14 protein-coding genes are annotated in these 17,078 nt (G+C 63.8%); 11 read left to right on the top strand and 3 right to left on the bottom strand.

Annotated features, from left to right (window positions below; genetic code table 11):
* Positions 1 to 126: 126 nt before the first annotated feature.
* Positions 127 to 735: a cysteine hydrolase family protein gene (locus LCM4576_RS03370; RefSeq protein ID WP_071030518.1), complete on the top strand. Its 609-nt coding sequence runs from the start codon at positions 127 to 129 to the stop codon at positions 733 to 735.
* An 8-nt stretch (positions 736 to 743) separates the two neighbouring features.
* Here the strand turns inward: LCM4576_RS03370 and LCM4576_RS03365 are convergent, their stop codons facing one another.
* A complete protein-coding gene (locus LCM4576_RS03365; protein WP_071030517.1) occupies positions 744 to 1,187 on the bottom strand; it encodes a PPC domain-containing DNA-binding protein in 444 nt (147 codons plus the stop codon).
* A 202-nt stretch (positions 1,188 to 1,389) separates the two neighbouring features.
* Between LCM4576_RS03365 and LCM4576_RS03360 the strand changes: the two genes are divergently transcribed.
* The 3 genes from LCM4576_RS03360 to LCM4576_RS03350 are packed head-to-tail and all read left to right on the top strand — an operon-like array spanning position 1,390 to position 5,316.
* On the top strand, positions 1,390 to 2,010 hold the full coding sequence (locus LCM4576_RS03360) for a (2Fe-2S)-binding protein (protein ID WP_071030516.1): 621 nt from the start codon (positions 1,390 to 1,392) through the stop codon (positions 2,008 to 2,010).
* 1 nt (position 2,011) lies between these two features.
* The gene (locus tag LCM4576_RS03355) at positions 2,012 to 3,034 is read left to right on the top strand and encodes a xanthine dehydrogenase family protein subunit M (protein ID WP_071030515.1); all 1,023 of its coding nucleotides are present in this window, start codon (positions 2,012 to 2,014) and stop codon (positions 3,032 to 3,034) included.
* A gap of 2 nt (positions 3,035 to 3,036) precedes the next feature.
* The gene (locus tag LCM4576_RS03350; RefSeq protein ID WP_071030514.1) at positions 3,037 to 5,316 is read left to right on the top strand and encodes a xanthine dehydrogenase family protein molybdopterin-binding subunit; all 2,280 of its coding nucleotides are present in this window, start codon (positions 3,037 to 3,039) and stop codon (positions 5,314 to 5,316) included.
* Between the two features lie 8 nt (positions 5,317 to 5,324).
* Here LCM4576_RS03350 and LCM4576_RS03345 read toward each other — a convergent pair whose 3' ends face one another.
* Both LCM4576_RS03345 and LCM4576_RS03340 read right to left on the bottom strand, forming a co-directional pair.
* On the bottom strand, positions 5,325 to 6,419 hold the full coding sequence (locus LCM4576_RS03345; protein WP_071030582.1) for an NAD(P)/FAD-dependent oxidoreductase: 1,095 nt from the start codon (positions 6,417 to 6,419) through the stop codon (positions 5,325 to 5,327).
* Positions 6,420 to 6,840: 421 nt separating this feature from the next.
* A complete protein-coding gene (locus tag LCM4576_RS03340; RefSeq protein ID WP_071030581.1) occupies positions 6,841 to 9,297 on the bottom strand; it encodes a membrane-bound PQQ-dependent dehydrogenase, glucose/quinate/shikimate family in 2,457 nt (818 codons plus the stop codon).
* 196 nt (positions 9,298 to 9,493) lie between these two features.
* Between LCM4576_RS03340 and LCM4576_RS03335 the strand changes: the two genes are divergently transcribed.
* Genes LCM4576_RS03335 through LCM4576_RS03305 form a run of 7 tightly spaced genes read left to right on the top strand, consistent with a single transcriptional unit; the run spans position 9,494 to position 17,074 of the window.
* Positions 9,494 to 10,150: a cytochrome c3 family protein gene (locus LCM4576_RS03335; protein ID WP_071030513.1), complete on the top strand. Its 657-nt coding sequence runs from the start codon at positions 9,494 to 9,496 to the stop codon at positions 10,148 to 10,150.
* On the top strand, positions 10,134 to 13,109 hold the full coding sequence (locus LCM4576_RS03330; RefSeq protein ID WP_071030512.1) for a TAT-variant-translocated molybdopterin oxidoreductase: 2,976 nt from the start codon (positions 10,134 to 10,136) through the stop codon (positions 13,107 to 13,109). Before LCM4576_RS03335 ends, LCM4576_RS03330 begins: the two co-directional genes overlap by 17 nt.
* On the top strand, positions 13,102 to 14,460 hold the full coding sequence (nrfD, locus tag LCM4576_RS03325) for an NrfD/PsrC family molybdoenzyme membrane anchor subunit (protein ID WP_071030580.1): 1,359 nt from the start codon (positions 13,102 to 13,104) through the stop codon (positions 14,458 to 14,460). Before LCM4576_RS03330 ends, nrfD begins: the two co-directional genes overlap by 8 nt.
* Complete coding sequence (locus LCM4576_RS03320; RefSeq protein WP_083361287.1) at positions 14,457 to 14,984, top strand: DUF3341 domain-containing protein; 528 nt, start codon at positions 14,457 to 14,459, stop codon at positions 14,982 to 14,984. The genes nrfD and LCM4576_RS03320 overlap by 4 nt, the downstream gene beginning before the upstream one ends.
* Positions 14,985 to 15,004: 20 nt before the next feature.
* Complete coding sequence (locus LCM4576_RS03315; RefSeq protein ID WP_071030511.1) at positions 15,005 to 15,523, top strand: cytochrome c; 519 nt, start codon at positions 15,005 to 15,007, stop codon at positions 15,521 to 15,523.
* On the top strand, positions 15,520 to 16,635 hold the full coding sequence (locus tag LCM4576_RS03310; RefSeq protein WP_071030510.1) for a hypothetical protein: 1,116 nt from the start codon (positions 15,520 to 15,522) through the stop codon (positions 16,633 to 16,635). The genes LCM4576_RS03315 and LCM4576_RS03310 overlap by 4 nt, the downstream gene beginning before the upstream one ends.
* Positions 16,628 to 17,074 carry a hypothetical protein gene (locus tag LCM4576_RS03305; RefSeq protein ID WP_071030509.1) on the top strand — a complete coding sequence of 149 codons (447 nt, stop codon included), beginning with the start codon at positions 16,628 to 16,630 and terminating at the stop codon, positions 17,072 to 17,074. Before LCM4576_RS03310 ends, LCM4576_RS03305 begins: the two co-directional genes overlap by 8 nt.
* The last annotated feature ends 4 nt before the right edge of the window (positions 17,075 to 17,078 follow it).

The raw sequence follows: 17,078 nt of genomic DNA, 5'->3' as shown, positions 1-17,078 counted from the left end.
AAGCAACGCGTTGGTCCAGCTGTGCGAGGATCTAGGCTTGTACCTGAAATACCACGTCGCCCGTTCCAAACCGTCCCGATCTTCCCCGGCCCCGCAGGTCGGGGAAGCAGTCTTTACGGCATTGCAATGTCAGCCCCTGGATTGATCTACGGTCCTCTCGGCGACCGCTGCGCCCACCTTTGTGTCGACATGCAGAGGCTGTTTGCCGAGCCATCGGAATGGGCGACGCCCTGGACTACGAGGGTCCTTCCGAGAATTGTGAGTCTCGTGGAGAGAAGGGCCGGGCAGACGATCTTCACGCGCTTCATACCGGCGTCGAGGCCGGGGCAGGGCGCCGGCACCTGGAAGCGCTACTACGAGCGCTGGGCATCGATGACGATCGAGAATGTCGGTCCGGGTATGATCGAATTGCTGCCGCAGCTGTCGCCATTTTGTCCGCCGGCGGAGGTGATCGACAAGCATGTCTATTCGCCTTGGCCGGAAGGCAGGCTGCAGGCCGTGCTTGCCGCTCGCCAGATCGATACGCTGATCGTCACCGGCGGAGAGACCGATGTGTGCGTGCTTGCCACCGTCCTGGGAGCGATCGACATCGGCTACCGCGTCGTGCTGGTCACCGACGCGCTTTGCAGCTCTTCCGATGYGACGCACGATGCGCTGATGACCGTCTATCATCAACGCTTTGCCCAGCAGGTGGAGACGGTCGAAATGGAGACCGTTCTTTCGGCCTGGAATTGAGGCTCGGCTCAGGCGTCGAGATCGATCAGGGCGATGCCGAGTTCGGGTCGTTTCGTGCGCCGCAAATGGACGGGCGCCTCCGTCACGGTGATTTCGAGCGTCGGCTGGACGATGCCTTCGAGCAGATGCCCACCTCGGGTCGACCCATCGCTCAGTCCGAGCACGGCATGGAGATGCAGGCTTGGTTTGCCGCTGTCGTCGACGGCGACGTCGCCGATGGCGCTCAGCACCTCACACTGCGYGTCCACGGGAATTTTCCGGTACGATTTCGAGCCGAAGTCAAACCAACCGACCGTCGCTCTCTCGAACGCGCCGATCGCCGTCAACGAGGCGCCGGTAAGTCCCTTCTGACCGGCGAAAGCGGTAAGGGAYGCGAAGGCTTCCTCGCCCGGATCGAGCACGACCACGAATATTCTTTGTCCGGAGGTCTCGGCGACGAGTTTCGATTTCATGATGCCCTGCAGACGGAGAGATGGAATGGGACAGAACGCCCGGCCACGCCGCATGTTCCAGCCAGGGGGTGAAACCTCGCGGCATTCCAGTTCGGGCCGGAAGCCTCACACTTCGGTGAAGCGTCGCGGTTTTGCGCTCACCGTCGGAACAATGGCACCATTGAAAGGTTAGCGCACAACACCAGCCAGCCAGGAGCGAGCCATGTCCCAGCCTTCAGCCCTGTCCACCAATGGTCTCAGCCGAAGAAAGTTCATGGCGGGCACGGTCTCGGCGGCCGCGGYCGCGCCATTGCTGACTTCGACCGCACGGGCCGAAGCGCCGACCGCAACCCAGCCGACACTGAGGCAGCCTGTCGTGACGTCGCTCAGGATCAACAAGCAGGCCTATGAGCTTTCGCTTGATACCAGAACCAGCCTGCTCGACGCTTTGCGCGACCATATCGGGCTCACCGGCACCAAGAAGGGTTGTGATCACGGCCAGTGCGGCGCGTGCACGGTGCTGGTCGACGGCAAGCGCGTTCTCTCTTGCCTGAGCTTCGCGGTGATGAACGACGGCAAGGATGTGACGACGATCGAAGGCCTCGCCTCGACAGATGGCAAATTGCATCCCATGCAGCAGGCCTTCATCGATCACGATGCCTTCCAGTGCGGCTACTGCACGCCGGGCCAGATCGTATCGGCGATCGGCTGCGTCAATGAAGGTCACGCCGATTCCGAGAATGACATCCGCGACTATATGAGCGGCAATATCTGCCGCTGCGCCGCTTATCCCAACATTGTCGCCGCCATTCTGCAGGCACGCGGCGAGACGAGAGGGGCATGAGATGCGACCTTTCATTTATGAACAGCCGACGGACATCTCCGCAGCGGTCGCGCTGGCGTCCAACTTCACGACCCGTGACGATCAGCCGACGCGGGCCAATGCGCAGTTCATCGCGGGCGGCACCAATCTCGCCGATTATATGAAATTAGGGGTCGCTGAGCCGAACCGCCTGCTCGATCTCAACCGGCTCGAGGAGCAAAAGCTCAGGCAGATCCGGGTGACGGAAGACGGCATCCGCTTCGGTGCCCTGGTGYGGATGGGCGAAGCTGCGGATCACCGTGAGGTCAAGGAGCGCTATCCGGTCATTGCCGACAGTTTGCGTTTGGCGGCAAGCGGCCAGATTCGCAACATGGCAAGCCTCGCCGGCAATGTCCTGCAACGCACGCGCTGCGAATATTTTCGCGAGACGTCCTGGGCTTGCAACAAGCGTGTGCCTGGATCCGGCTGCGCCGCGATGGGCGGCTTCAACCGGCAGCATGCGGTGCTTGGAGGCAGCGACGCCTGTATCGCCACCTATCATGGCGACTTCGCCCAGGCGCTGATCGCGCTCGATGCCGTCGTTCATGCCGAGGGCTCGCGCGGCGCGCGCAAAATCCCCTTCGGCAAGCTGCATCGGCAGCCGGGCGACACGCCGCATATCGAGACCGATCTCGCCGCTGACGAGATCGTCACCGCGATCGAGGTCCCGGCTCTGCCCTGGGCACGGCGCTCGCTCTACCTGAAGATCCGTGACCGCGAATCCTATGCCTTTGCGCTGGCTTCGGCGGCCGTCGCGCTCGACCTCGACGGCGAGACGGTGCGCGAGGCGCGGATCGCCCTCGGCGGGGTAGCGACGGTGCCTTGGCGCGCCAGCGTGGCCGAGGACGCCCTGCAAGGAAAGAAGCTCGACGAGGCATCGGCGGGAGCGGCGGCGGACGCCGCCTTCGCCGAGGCCCAGCCGCACCAGCACAACGCATTCAAGATCGAGCTCGGCAAGCGGACGCTGGTGCGCGCGCTGCTCGAAACCCGTGACATGAAGGTGTGACCATGGACGCTGCCGCTCCAAAACCCAAGGAAAACCAGGGCGAACCGCTGCCGCGCGTCGATGCTCGGCTGAAAGTCACCGGGCAGGCGCATTACCCCGCCGACCTGCCGACCGCCAACATCGCCTATGGCGCGCTGGCCACCAGCAGCATCGCCAGGGGCAAGGTGACGAAGCTTCGTCTCGACGACGCCCGCGCGGTGCCGGGCCTGCTCGACATCGTCACCTATRGCGACATGGACAAGGTCGACAAGCCGAAATTCGGCAATTCCAGCGCCACATCGATCGGACCACTGCATGACCGGACGATCTTCCATGACGGCCAGATCATCGCGCTCGCCGTTGCCGAGACATTCGAGGCGGCCGAAGAGGCGGCGCAGCTGATCCGCGCGGAATATGACGAGGAAAAGCCAACCGCGAGCTTCGACAGTCCGGGCACGAAGACCGTTGCGGCGGCCGRCAAAAGCCCGATGTTCAAGGAAGACGTGAAGGCCGGCGACTTCGACGCCGCCTTTGCCGCGGCGGCGGTCAAGATCGACCAGCGCTATTCCACACCAACCCAGCACCACAATCCGATCGAACTGTTTTCGACGACCGCGTACTGGCAGGGCGACCARCTCGTCGTGCATGAGCCCTCGCAGAACGTCACCGGCTGGAAAGTCGAGCTTGCAAGGCAGTTGAAGATGGACCCGGCGAATGTGCGCATCGTAAGCCCCTTCATCGGCGGCGCATTCGGCTCGAAAGGCCCGATGACGCCGCGCACCGCGATCGTCGCGGTCGCCGCCAAGCGGCTCGGGCGTCCGGTGCGTTGCGTGACAAGCCGCATGCAGGCGTTCGGCACCCAGACCTACCGGGCCGAAACGCGGCACCGCATCAGGATCGGCGCCGACAGGGACGGCCGCATCACCGCTTTCGCGCATGAAGGCTGGGAGGTGACCTCGCGCCCCGACCTCTACGTCGTCGGCGGCACGTCGGCGACTGGCCGCATGTACGGCTACGGCTCGGTGCTGACCCATGTCTCGCTGGTGCAGGCGGATCGCAACACGCCGGGCTATATGCGTTCGCCGCCCGAGACGCCTTATGTCTATGCGCTTGAAAACGCCATGGACGAGATGGYGGCAACGCTTGGCATGGATCCGGTCGAGTTCCGCCGGATCAACGAACCGAAGACAGAGCCCATCGGCAAGAAGCCGTTCTCCAGCCGCTCGCTGATCCAGTGCTACGATCAGGCGGCGGAAGCCTTCGGATGGGCCAAGCGCGATCCGAAGGTTGGCGCGATGCGCGACGGCGACTGGCTGGTCGGCATGGGCTGCGCTACGGCGATCTATCCAACGGCCGTCGCRCCATGCGCGGCGCGCGTGCGCCTGACGGTCGATGGCGATGTGCGCCTGCAATGCGGTTCGCATGAGATCGGCACGGGTATTCGCACCGTGGCCGGCCAGATGGCGTCCGAGCGGCTCGGCGTCGCTATCGACAGGGTCGGTGTCGAAATGGGCGACAGCACCCTCCCGCCGGCGCCCGTCTCGGGCGGCTCTATCTCGACGGCCAGCGTGTGTTCGGCCGTGCTCAAGGCCTGCGATGCTATCCGAACCAAGCTGTATGCCGCCGCGACTGCCGAGGGYGGTCCGCTGGCCGGCTCCCACAATGAGGATTTCGATCTTGCCGACGGAAAGATCGTCGCGAAGAGCGGTGCGTCGGCCAAGGTCGAGGACGTCCTGAAAACCATGCAGGTCGGCGCGATCGAGGAATATGCCGAGTTCGCGCCCAAGGGCGCGACTCCAGAGGCACTGAAGAAGCTCTATGCCGGCACGCCGGAATTCCACGGCGGCGATCAGGACGAAGATTCGGTGAAATACGCCTTCGGCGCCGAGTTCGTCGAAGTGCGCATCAACCGCTACACCAGGGAAATCCGCGTGCCGCGCATCGTCGGCGCGTTTGCGGCCGGCCGCATCATGAACACGCGCACCGCGCGCAGCCAGCTGATGGGCGGGATGATCTGGGGCATCGGCCAGGCGCTGCATGAAGCGACCGAGGTCGACAGGCGCTATGYCCGCTACGTGAACCGCGATCTGCAGGATTACCTCGTGCCGGTCAATGCCGACATCAAGGATCTGCAAGTAATCCTGGTTCCGGAGGTCGACCACGCGGTCAACCCGGCAGGCGTGAAGGRCTTGGGCGAACTGGGCAATGTCGGCACGGCCGCCGCCGTCGCCAGCGCGGTCTACCACGCGACCGRCAAGCGCATCCGTGACCTTCCGATAAGGATAGAGCAGTTGCTCGTCTGACGGCCCTGCTACTCCCTCAGGCCGGCAACGCGCTCGAGAAGAGGCTTTTGCAGGGCCGGTATGCGGCCGATGGTCATCATTGCAAGGTTTCGGAACGTCTGCACGAAACTGTTGGTCGACTGCACGGTCGACAAAATGCGTTCGCTGAGTTCGATCCAGCGATGCCCYACCGGCCGGCGCTCATCCGTGTATCCAGCCAGCGTGCCATCGCCGAAACGCCGGGCGAAGGACGCGGCATCCTCGATGCCGAGATTCATGCCTCGCGCGCCAAGCGGCGAATGGACATGCGCGGCATCACCGCCGAGGAAGATGCGGGCGGTCTGGTAGCGTTTCGCCTRCTTTGCCGGAATATGGAAACGATCGGTCCGCAGCACCTGCGACACGCGGTAATTGCCTGGAACATGCGCCAACGCATCGGGCGTGTTGGAGACAGAGCGAAAGCGGCTGTCGCCGATCGGTATGATGAAGCCGACGTCGCCGCTGCGATTGACGAATGCCTGCGCAGAGCCTGCCTCGTAAGGCCAGGACGTAATCTCCGCATCGGTGATGCTCCATTCCCGCCTGTGCGTATAGCCCTCGAATTCGATGCCTGATGACTTGCGCACCGAACTGCCCGCCCCGTCGGCGCCGAAGACGATGTCGAAGCTGAGCCTTTCCTCGTGACCGCCTTGGCTGATCCTGGCCTCCACCTTGTCGGCATGCTGGGTGAGGCCGACCAGTTCCGCGCGCCATTCGACGTCGATGCCGAATGTCGCCAGCGTGTCGGCCATGATCCTTTCGGTGTCGCGCTGCGGCAGCGACAAGAGGAAATTGTAGCGGTGCGGCAGCAGCGAGAAGTCGATTATGAGAAGCTCCCGCGCTTCGACATGGAAATGCGCGTGGCGGATCTTGAGGCCCTCGGCCAGCAGTTTCCCGCTCACCCCGGACGCTTCGAGAATATCGAGGCTGTGCGCGCTGATGCCCACGGCCTTGCTGAGCGGCGTCGGTCCGTCCTTCCTGTCTATGACCCTGGGGTGGACGCCGCRTCGCGCAAGCTCCAGCGCGGCTGTCAGTCCCGTCGGGCCGGCGCCGACGATGAGGATGGAAGCTTTTTCTCGGGGCACGACCGTCGCCTTTCCCAAACTGTCTACACGGGTGCCGCATTTGTCGACGATATGATCAGACCGGAACGCATTGCGCGTACGGAGGTTGCCCACCAATCGGTCTCTCTGCCCATCTGTCTTTAGCGAAAGGACGCTTTTTGCACGGTCGCTCTTGGAACTGTTTTTTCCCATGCCGGTTTGAGTACGGGCCGACCCGATCGCAATAGGACAGAGAGACGTTCATGTTTCACCTTGGCATCTGGATGTTGCCCATCGCAGGCATCCCTCTGATCCTCATTCTGATCTGGATGTACTTCCTCGCCAGGCGCCGAAGCCGGCGGCCGGCGGAGGGGAGGGGCGGTCCGTCACAGCCGACGGGACGGCGTCGCAACGACCTGAAGCGCTGAAGTCTCACGTTCCTAGCCCAGCTCACCGACCTCTGTCAGCCGGCCGGCAACGCATAGGCGATGACTTGGTCGCCGACTTTGGTTTCCATGAAGTGGTGGCCGCCGGGCGCGATCACGACATACTGCCTGCCGTCCGCCTCATAGGTCATGGGCGTCGTCTGGCCGCCGGCGGGAAGGTCGGCGTGCCACACCTCCTTGCCGGTCTTTATGTCGATCGCGCGCAGCTTGTTGTCGGTGGTCGCGGCGATGAAGATCAGCCCGCCGGCCGTTACCAGCGGGCCGCCATTGTTCGGCGTTCCGATTGTCAGCGGCAGCATCGAAGGAATGCCGAACGGACCGTTGTTGTCGGCGCTGCCGAGCGGCTCGTCCCACAGCGTCCTGCCGGTCTTGAGATCGATGGCTCGGATGTGACCGTAGGGCGGCTTCGAGCAGAGCAGGCCCGTGGGCAGGCGCCAGCCGGCATTGACCGCGATGGCGTAGGGCGATCCGGCCTGCGGGTCGCCGATATCCCGTACCTTTTTCGGACTGCCGCCCTTGTCGATCGGTTTGAAGCCCATCTCGTCGGYCTTCTTCCGCGGAATGAGTTGGTCGTAGTTCGGCATGTCGTTGTAGTTGGCGATCAGCACGCCGCTGTCGGTGTCGACGGCGATGCTGCCCCAGTCTGAACCGCCATTGTAGCCCGGATATTCGATGAAGGGCCGGTCGACCGTCGGCGGCGTGTACTCGCCCTGATAGGAGGCGCGATGAAACTGGATCCGGCAATAGAGCTGATCCAGCGGACTCATGCCCCACATGTCCTTTTCGGTCAGCACCGGCTGGTCGAGATGCGCGTACCCTGAATAGGGTTGTGTCTTGGACAGTTTGTCCGGCTCGACGCCACCCGATGGAGCCTTGCGCTCCTCGACCGGGAACAGCGGCTTGCCGGACTTGCGGTCGAGCACGTAGATCTGGCCCTGCTTGCTTGGCACGATGATGGCCGGGATCTTGCCGGTCACGGTCGGGAAATCGACCAGCGTCGGCTGCGAGCCAAGGTCGTAGTCCCAGAGATCGTGATGCACCGTCTGGAAATGCCAGACCGGCTTGCCGGTCGTGACATCGACCGCGACGAGAGACGAGTTGAACTGGTTCTCGAAATCCTTGCGGTCGACGCCGTAGTAATCGACGGCGGCGTTGCCGAGCGGCAGGTAGACGTAACCGAGCTGCGGATCGGCGGCGGCGACGGTCCACATGTTCGGCGTGCCGCGCGAGTAGGTGTCGCCCTGAGGCGGCGCGCCGGTGCGATCGGGATGACCCATATCCCACGCCCAGGCAAGCTTGCCGGTGGTTGCATCGTAGCCGCGGACAACGCCCGAGGGCGCATTCTCGGCTTGGCCGTCCTTAACCTGCGCGCCGACGACGGCAATGCCGCGCACGATGGTCGGCGGCGCCGTGATGGAATACCAGCCAGGCACGGTCTCGCCGATGCCCTGATTCAAGTCCACGCTGCCTTGCTGGCCGAAATCCTGGCAGGGTTTCCCCGTCTTGGCGTCAATGGCGATCAACCGTGCGTCCAGCGTTCCGAAGATGATCCTCGTGGCGCAGGCCTGATCGGTCTTGGCCCCCGGAACGGTGAAATAGGCGACGCCACGGCAACTCGCGCCATAGGGTATGGCGTTGTCGGGCACTTTCGGATCGTAGCGCCACTCCTCCTTGCCGCTGCGGGCATCCGCGGAAATGATAATGTCCTTGGCCGAACAGGCGTAGAGATGGCCGCCGATTTCCAGCGGCGTGTTCTCGGGCGAATAGAGGTCCTTGGTTGCCCCGTTCGGCATGTCGCCGGTGTGGAACGACCAGGCACGGGTGAGCTTGGAGACGTTGGCCGCCGTGATCTGGTTCAGTGGCGAATAGCGCGTCGCCAGTTCCGATCCGCCATAGACGGGCCAATCATTGCCGGCCTGGTGGACCGCGGCGTCCTGCGACGCCGGCGCGCCATTCGGCGTTGGCTGCGCGGCAGGCGCTGGCCGTTGCGTCGGTTGTGACTGCGCCAAGGCATTGATGTGCAAGAAGCCGAATGCGCCCAGCGCAATAACCGGCAGCAGCAAGCCGGTCACATAGGCAGCGTTTCGGCTCCGGCGCGTTGTCCGGTCGCGGAAGGCGGGGATGGCAAGCAGCACGAAAATCAGGATGACCGTAGGAGCAAGCGTGCGCGGCATCAGGGCCCAGCCGTCGAAACCCACCTCCCAATAGGCCCAGGCGAGCGTAGCGAGCCAGGTCAGCACGTAAAGCCAGACGCCGGCCATGTTCCCCGCCAGCAGCAGGATGCCCGCGAGCAGCAACGCGATGCCGGCCGGCAGATAATACCACGAGCCGCCAAGCGCGATCAGCCAGGCACCCCCGCCGCCGATCAGCAGGCCGAGGACGATCAGAAGAATGCCGATCAACGCTCTCCACCAGAAAGCGATGCCGCGATGGCGTACAGGGTAATGAGCGTTGTTTACACCGGCGTCGGTCATGGCATTTTCCAGCGTGAAATAGATCGTGATATCTGGCGAACGCATGTGAGCGGCTGTGGTTGCGGATTAAATCCGCGACCTGTTCCCAGTTGCGGTCACCATTCTGTGATTCCGGCACGGGCTCGGAACCTTGGCGGCGAAAGCACCGTTAGGTGTCGTCAACTCTGAGTTTGCCTTCAGCAGAATCGGCGAGGGGATGCCGCAGATCTTCTCGAAAAACGCCAATGGCGTTGCGCGCTTTGTCATCTGGGGAAGTTGTGCCGCTCTGCTGATCGCCGCCGCGATCGGGATAATCCTGCCCCGCTCGGACCTGGTAACGGGAGTAGGTGAGCCATTGGCGCAGCCGGTGCCGTTCAGYCACAAGCACCATGTCGGCCAGCTCGGCATCGACTGCCGTTATTGCCACAACGGCGTCGAGACCTCTTCTTCGRCGGGTCTGCCGGCCACCGAAGTCTGCATGACCTGCCATTCGCAGCTTTTCACCAACGCCAACATGCTGGCGCCGGTGCGCGCGAGCCTGGCCTCGGGCACGCCCATCAAATGGGAGCGCGTCAACAGCGTGCCCGACTTCGTGTTCTTCAACCACGCGATCCACATCAACAAGGGCGTCGCCTGCGAGACCTGTCATGGCGAGGTCGACGAGATGCCGCTGACAAGGCGGGCGCATACGCTGAGCATGGAATGGTGCCTCGGCTGCCATCGCAATCCCGAACCCAATCTGCGTCCGCCGCGGGACGTGTTCCTGATGCACTGGCAGCCGCCTGAGGACATCGCCGAGATCAGGCGACAGCTGATCGGCATGCTCGACATCCACCCCGAGACGATGACGGATTGCTATGTCTGCCATCGCTGACGACAGGCCTCGCTCCGCCATCGACATCGCGGCTCTGCGCAAGCGGCTGGYGCGTAGCGGCGAAATATGGCGCAGCCTGGATGAGATCGCCGGAACGGCCGAATTCCGCCGCTTCGTCGAGGCCGAGTTCCCGGCAATTGCGGAACGCCTGCCGGGAAAGCCGAACCGGCGGACGCTGCTGAAGCTGATGGGCGCCTCGCTGTCGCTTGCCGGGTTGGCCGCCTGCAGCAGGGCGGAAAGCATCGTGCCCTATGTGCGCCAGCCGGAAATCCTCATTCCCGGCAAGCCTGTCTATTACGCGACCACGCTGTCGAGCGACGGCTTCGGAATCGGCGCCATCCTCGAAAGCCATGAAGGGCGGCCGACAAAGATCGAAGGCAATCCGGACCATCCGGCATCGCGCGGCGCGACCGACGCGGTGATGCAGGCAGCCGTGCTGACGCTGTTCGATCCCGACCGCGCGCGCACGCCGCTCAAAGGTGGCCAACCGGCATCCTATGGCGATTTCCTCAAGGATATGGCGGCGCTCGTTTCGCGCTGGGGGGCATCACAAGGGCAGGGCGCGGCGTTGCTTCTCGAAGCCTCTACGTCGCCTACGTTTGTGGCTCAGATCGATGCGCTTCGGGTCCGGTATCCGAAACTGAAAATCTACCGCCACGACGCGTTGGCGACGCCGGCCGCGGAGGCAGCGTCACGCGCGCTGTTCGGATCGCCGCTGGCGCCGATCTATCGCTTCGACCGTGCCGAAACGATCGTCAGCCTCGATGCCGATTTCCTCGGTGAGGGTCCCGGGCGGCTCGCCTATGCGCACGACTTTGCGGCGCGACGGCGGGTGCGCGATCCGTCTGATCGAATGAGCCGGCTGTATGCAGTGGAGTCGACGCCGACAATCACTGGTGCTGCCGCCGACCATCGGCTTGCGATCAAGCCAAGTGAAGTCGAAGCCGTGGCTGCCGGATTGAACGCGGCGTTGACCGGCCAAACCGGAGGTTCCGGCTCGCCGATCGACCAGGCCTGGATGACGGCGCTGGTCGACGACCTGAAAGTGGCGGGCCGCGACGCGCTCGTTATCGCGGGGGCGCATCAGAGCGCCTTCGTTCACGCTGCCGCCTTGGCCGCCAATGCGACGCTTGGCGCGCTCGGCAACACGGTGAAACTGATCGAGCCGCCGGACGCGCTGCCGGTCAATGGCGATCTCGCGGCGCTGCGCGAGGCAATCAGCCGGCAAGCTGTCGACACAGTCGTGGCGCTAGGTGCAAACCCGCTGCACACCTCCCCGGCAAACCTTGATATGCGTAAGGCTTTTGCGGGACTGAAGCTGCTGGTCCATCATGGCCTCTACCGCGACGAGACGGCGTTCCTTGCGCATTGGCATGTGCCGGCGGCACATGAGCTCGAGAGTTGGGGCGACATCCGCGCCTATGACGGCACCTCCTCGCTGGTGCAGCCGCTGATCAAGCCGCTTTACGATGGCAAGACCGTTCATGAACTGCTTGCCGTGCTTGGCGGCCAGTTCGAGACCGATCCGCTGTCGCTCGTCAGGCAGCATTGGGCAGCACTCGATGACGATCCCTGGAAGAAGGCGTTGCGCGATGGCATTGTGTCGGACGGCGCCGCCAGGCCCGTATCTGTCACCGTGCCTCCGGATCTGGGTGGCCTAAAGCCGGCGGCGAACGCTGCCGCCGGTATCGACATCCGCTTCGTCGCCGATCCCTGGCTGCGTGATGGCCGCTTCGCCAACGCCTCATGGCTGCAGGAGTTGCCGCGGCCVCTGACCAAGATCGTCTGGGGCAATGCGGCGCTCATCTCGCCCGCCACTGCGGAGCGGCTGAAGATCGCAAATGGCAAGGTCATCAATGTCGCGTCAAGCGGCGCCAGCGTCGACGCGCCTGCCTGGATCGTTCCCGGCCACCCGGACGAGACGGTGACGCTTTCCTTCGGCTTCGGCCGCAAGGCTGGCTCCGTTGCGGCGCTGGCGGAAGGTTACGACGCATTTCGCTTGCGCAGCGGCGCTGAATGGTTTGCCACTGGCGCAGCTCTTGCGCCCCGGGAGAACAGCGTTCGGGTCATCACCACGCAGCATCATCAGGCGATGGAGGGGCGCGCCATCATTCGCCATGCGTCGCTCGATCTCTTCCGGCAGGATCCGCATTTCGTCCGCAAGGATGYGCCGCCGGCTCCAACGGAATCGCTTTATCCCGAATGGCCCTACGACCAGGAAGCCTGGGCGATGGCGATCGACCTCTCGGCCTGCATCGGCTGCATGGCCTGCGTCTCGGCCTGCCAGGCCGAGAATAATATCGCGCCGGTCGGACCGGACGAATGCGAGCGTGGGCAGGAGATGCACTGGCTGCGGGTGGATCGCTACTATGCCGGACCGCTTGATGCGCCCGAGATCTTCTTCCAGCCGGTGCCCTGCATGCATTGCGAAAAGGCGCCCTGCGAGGTTGTCTGCCCGGTCAACGCAACGGTGCACACGCATGATGGGCTGAATGCGCAGGTCTACAACCGCTGCATCGGCACGCGCTATTGCTCGCAGAACTGCCCCTATAAGGTGCGTCGCTTCAACTTCCTCGACCACCAATCCTTCGACAAGGACGAAGCCGGGCCGGAACAGGGCGTTCACAATCCCAATGTCAGCGTGCGCTCRCGCGGCGTCATGGAGAAATGCACCTATTGCGTCCAGCGTATCAGCRCCAAGCGCATCCAGGCGCAGATCGAGAATCGCGACATCGCCGATGGWGAAGTTGTCACCGCCTGCCAGCAGGCCTGTCCGACCCAGGCGATCACCTTCGGCGATCGCAACAGGAAGGATGCAAAGGTCGTTCGCGAGAAAAGCGCGCCGCAGAATTACGCGCTGCTGGAGGAGCTGAACACACGGCCGCGCACCACCTATCTCGGCAAGATCTCCAATCCGAACGGCAGGCTTGYCAAGCCGGGCGAGGCGACCGATGGCTAAAGCGAGCGCGAACAGCCCAGCCGTGCTGCGCGGCCGACACGATTTTCCGGAGATCAGCGGGCGCATTGGCTCGATCGTGCTCAACGGCCGCCTGCCGCGCCATTTCTGGACCGCGTTCTTCCTCTGCTTCCTGCTTGTCCTCCTGCTGCTCTATTCAATCACCTATCTGATCGCGGTCGGCGTCGGCGCTTACGGTATCGACATCCCGGTGGCCTGGGGCACGATGATCTCCAACTTCGTCTGGTGGATCGGCATCGGACATGCCGGCACGTTGATCTCGGCGGTGCTTTTGCTGCTGCGCCAACCATGGCGCGCCTCGATCAACCGCTTTGCCGAAGCCATGACGCTGTTTGCAGTCGCCATGGCGGGCCTGTTCCCCATCCTGCATCTTGGGCGGCCGTGGTTCTTCTATTGGCTGCTGCCGCTGCCCAATGTGCATATGCATTGGCCGCAATGGCGCAGCCCTCTCGTTTGGGATTTCGCGGCGATCGCCACCTACGCGACCGTCTCGCTGCTGTTCTGGTATATGGGACTTCTGCCCGATTTGGCGGTGCTGCGCGATCGCGCAAGATCCAGGCCGGCGCAGCTCTTCTACGGCATATTGGCGCTCGGCTGGCGCGGCTCGGCCTATCATTRGTCGCGCTACACGATAGTCTATTTCCTGCTTGYGGCACTGGCCACGCCGCTGGTCGTCTCGGTGCATTCGATCGTCTCGCTCGACTTCACCTTCGCGATCACGCCCGGCTACCACTCGACGATCTTCCCGCCCTATTTCGTCGCCGGCGCGCTGCTCTCGGGCTTCGCCATGGTGCTTACCATCGCCATTCCGCTGCGCTGGGCCTTCTCGGTCCAGGACCTGATCACGCCGCGTCACATGGACAATGCCGCCAAGCTGATGATCGCCGCCGGCATGGTCGTCGCCTATGGCTATGTCTCGGAGGCATTCTTCGCCTGGTATTCGGGCGAGCCCTATGAGCGCGCCATGATGGCGCAGCGCGCGCTGGGTCCCTATTCGCCACTGTTTTGGACGATGCTCAGCCTGAACTGCGGCGTGCTGCAGCTGCTTTGGTTCAGGCGCATCCGCCGCAACATGCCGCTGCTGTTTGCGATCGCCATTGCCATCAACATCGGCATGTGGATCGAGCGCTACATCATCGTCGTCACCGGGCCGAGCCGCGACTATCTCCMGACCTCCTGGGGCGAACAGTCGCTGACCTGGCTCGATTTCGGCATCCTGTTCGGCTCGATCGGCACCTTCTTCGCGCTCGTCTTCCTGTTCATTCGCATCCTGCCCGCGATCACCATCTTCGAGGTCGAGGAACTTGCCGAGGAGGAGGGCAAGGTCCGATGAGYCTCTACGGCCTCATGGCGGTGTTTGCCGATCCCGAAGCGCTTGTCGAAGCCGCGCGCGGCATGCGTGAGCGCGGCTACAGGCGCATGGACGCTTTCTCGCCGTTCCCGATGAAGGAACTGGACGAGATACTGGAAATCCCGCCCACGCGCTTGCCTTGGGCCGTGYTCGCCGGCGGCATCGCCGGAGCGGCGCTTGTTTACACGCTGATCTGGTATTCGGTCGAAATCGACTACCCCATCAATGTCGGCGGACGGCCGCTGCATTCCTGGCCGCCTTTCGTCGTCATCGCTTTCGAGGCCGGCATTCTGGGCGCTGCCTTGGCCGGTTTCCTGGGCATGCTCGCGGCCAACGGACTGCCCCGTTATTATCATCCGGTCTTCAATGCGGAGAGTTTCACCTATGCGCGCGGCGGCAGGTTCTATCTCCTGGTCGAAGCGGACGATCCAAAATACCGCAAGGGCGTGACCAGGGGCCAGCTGACGCGGCTCGGCGCCGAGCTCGTCGAGGAGGTCGAGGCGTGAGCGGCCTTCGCGTCACGTTCATGCTCGGCGCGCTGTTGGTCGCCGGCTGCCGCCAGGACATGGAGGACCAGCCGCGCTAYGACGCGCTGGAGGCCAGCAACCAGTTCGCCGACGGCATGGCGGCGCGCACTCCGGTGGCGGGTACTGTCACGCGYGACGCCGATCTTTCGCCGGTCCCGGACAAGATCCCTTATCCGATCACGATCGAGCTGCTGCAGCAGGGGCAGCAGCGTTTCGACATCTTCTRCTCGCCCTGCCACGGCCGCACCGGCGACGGTCACGGCATGATCGTCCAGCGCGGTTTTCCGGCGCCGCCGAGCTATCACCAGGATGCGCTGCGCAAGGCCACCGACCGTCACTTCTACGACGTCATCACCAACGGCTATGGCGCCATGTATTCCTACGCGGCGCGCGTGCCTCCGCGCGACCGCTGGGCGATCGTCGCCTATATCCGCGCGCTGCAGTATTCGCGCGACGCGCCGGTCCCCGAGCTTCCGCAAAGCCTGCGCGCACGGCTCGAAGCGGAGGCTGCGCCATGAGCCGCGTCGAGYAAGGCTCTCTGGCCGCCGGCATCGCGGGACTCGTCCTGTGCGTGCTCGGGGTATCGCTCGATGCCAAAGCGATGCTGGGTGCCTGGTTTCCCGCGGCCATCTTTGCGCTCAGYCTGCCGCTCGGCGCGCTGACGATATTGATGGTGCACGGATTGACCGGCGGACGCTGGGGGGAGGCGGTCCGTCAGCCGTTGTGTGTCATCGCGGCGACGCTGCCGTTTGCGCTGGYCTTGCTCGTGCCCGTGCTGATGAGGCTCGATCTGGTCTTCCCATGGGCCGGCGCCGATACCGCGATGCTGCCCGAGACGGTTCGCGAGAAGCTTGCCTATCTAAACGCGCCGTTCTTCCTGCTGCGCTTTGCTTGCTGTGCCGCGATCTGGCTCGCTCTCACGTGGATGGTGCTGAACGCGACACGCGATGAGGCCAGCCCGAATGATCGTAGCGGTAAAAAATTCGCTCTTGGCCTCATCCTTCATGCGTGTGCCGTCAGCGTTTTCTCCATCGACTGGATGCTGTCGCTCGAGCCGGAATTCACCTCGACAATCTATGCACTTTGCGAAGCGTCGGCCGARGTGGTCGGGGCATTCGCCCTGGCGATCCTGGTGCTGGCGGCAAATCGCGCGGTCGAGGTGTTGCCGGGTGGGGACGACGAAACCTCATTGAGTGAAGACCTCGCCAATATGCAGTTCGGCTTCGTGCTGACCTRGATCTACCTTACATTCATGCAATGGCTGGTGGTCTGGGGCGGCGATCTGCCCGATGAGATTCATTGGTACGTGGTCCGCAGCGACAACGGGTGGCAATATCTCCTCTACGTGTTGATTGCCTTGCAGGCGGCTGCTTTTGCCGGCCTGCTCARCCAGGACCTGAAACGCAGCCATGCAGGCCTCGTCTGGCTCGCCGGAATTGTCTTGGCCGGCCATTTCGCCGACGTGGTCTGGCGCATCCGGCCGCCGCTCTTTGCCGGCGGGCCGCTTGAGCTGTGGCATGATGCGGTCGCCTGGATTGGAGTGGGTGGGCTATGGCTCGCCCTGTTCCTTTTCCTGCTCCGCCGGCCGGACAAGATCGTCTGGTGGAAGCGGGAGGTCGCCCATGGCTAAGGCGCACCGCCATCCCGAGAGCCGCGATGTCCAGCCGCGTGTGCTGCTCGCTTTCGGCGGCGGGCTGTTGCTGTTCATCGCTTTAGCGGCGATCGGCGTGAAGCTCATCTTCAACACCACGCCGACCTGGTTGCCGCTTCCGGCCAACACCAATCCCGACAACCCGGATCTGCAAACCGCGCCGCAACAGGATTTGGCCGCTTTCCGCGCCGAGGAAGATCGTCAGCTCAAGACGCTTGGTTGGGTCGATCGCAACGCCGGCATCGTGCGCATCCCGATCGACGACGCGATGTGGGCGGTGGTCAGCAACGGTCTGCCGGATTGGTCACAGCCGGAGGGCGAAGCCGCGCGACCCGACGATTGCGCCCTCGTCACGGCGGCGGTTCCTCGTGCCCCGCAGGCCCAGAATTGCAAGCAGCAGGAGGGGACAGGGCGATGAGAAG

This window comes from Mesorhizobium sp. LCM 4576 (assembly GCF_001854815.1).
GTDB classification, from domain to species: Bacteria; Pseudomonadota; Alphaproteobacteria; order Rhizobiales; family Rhizobiaceae; genus Mesorhizobium; species Mesorhizobium plurifarium.
This window is presented reverse-complemented; position numbering and strand designations above follow the sequence as displayed.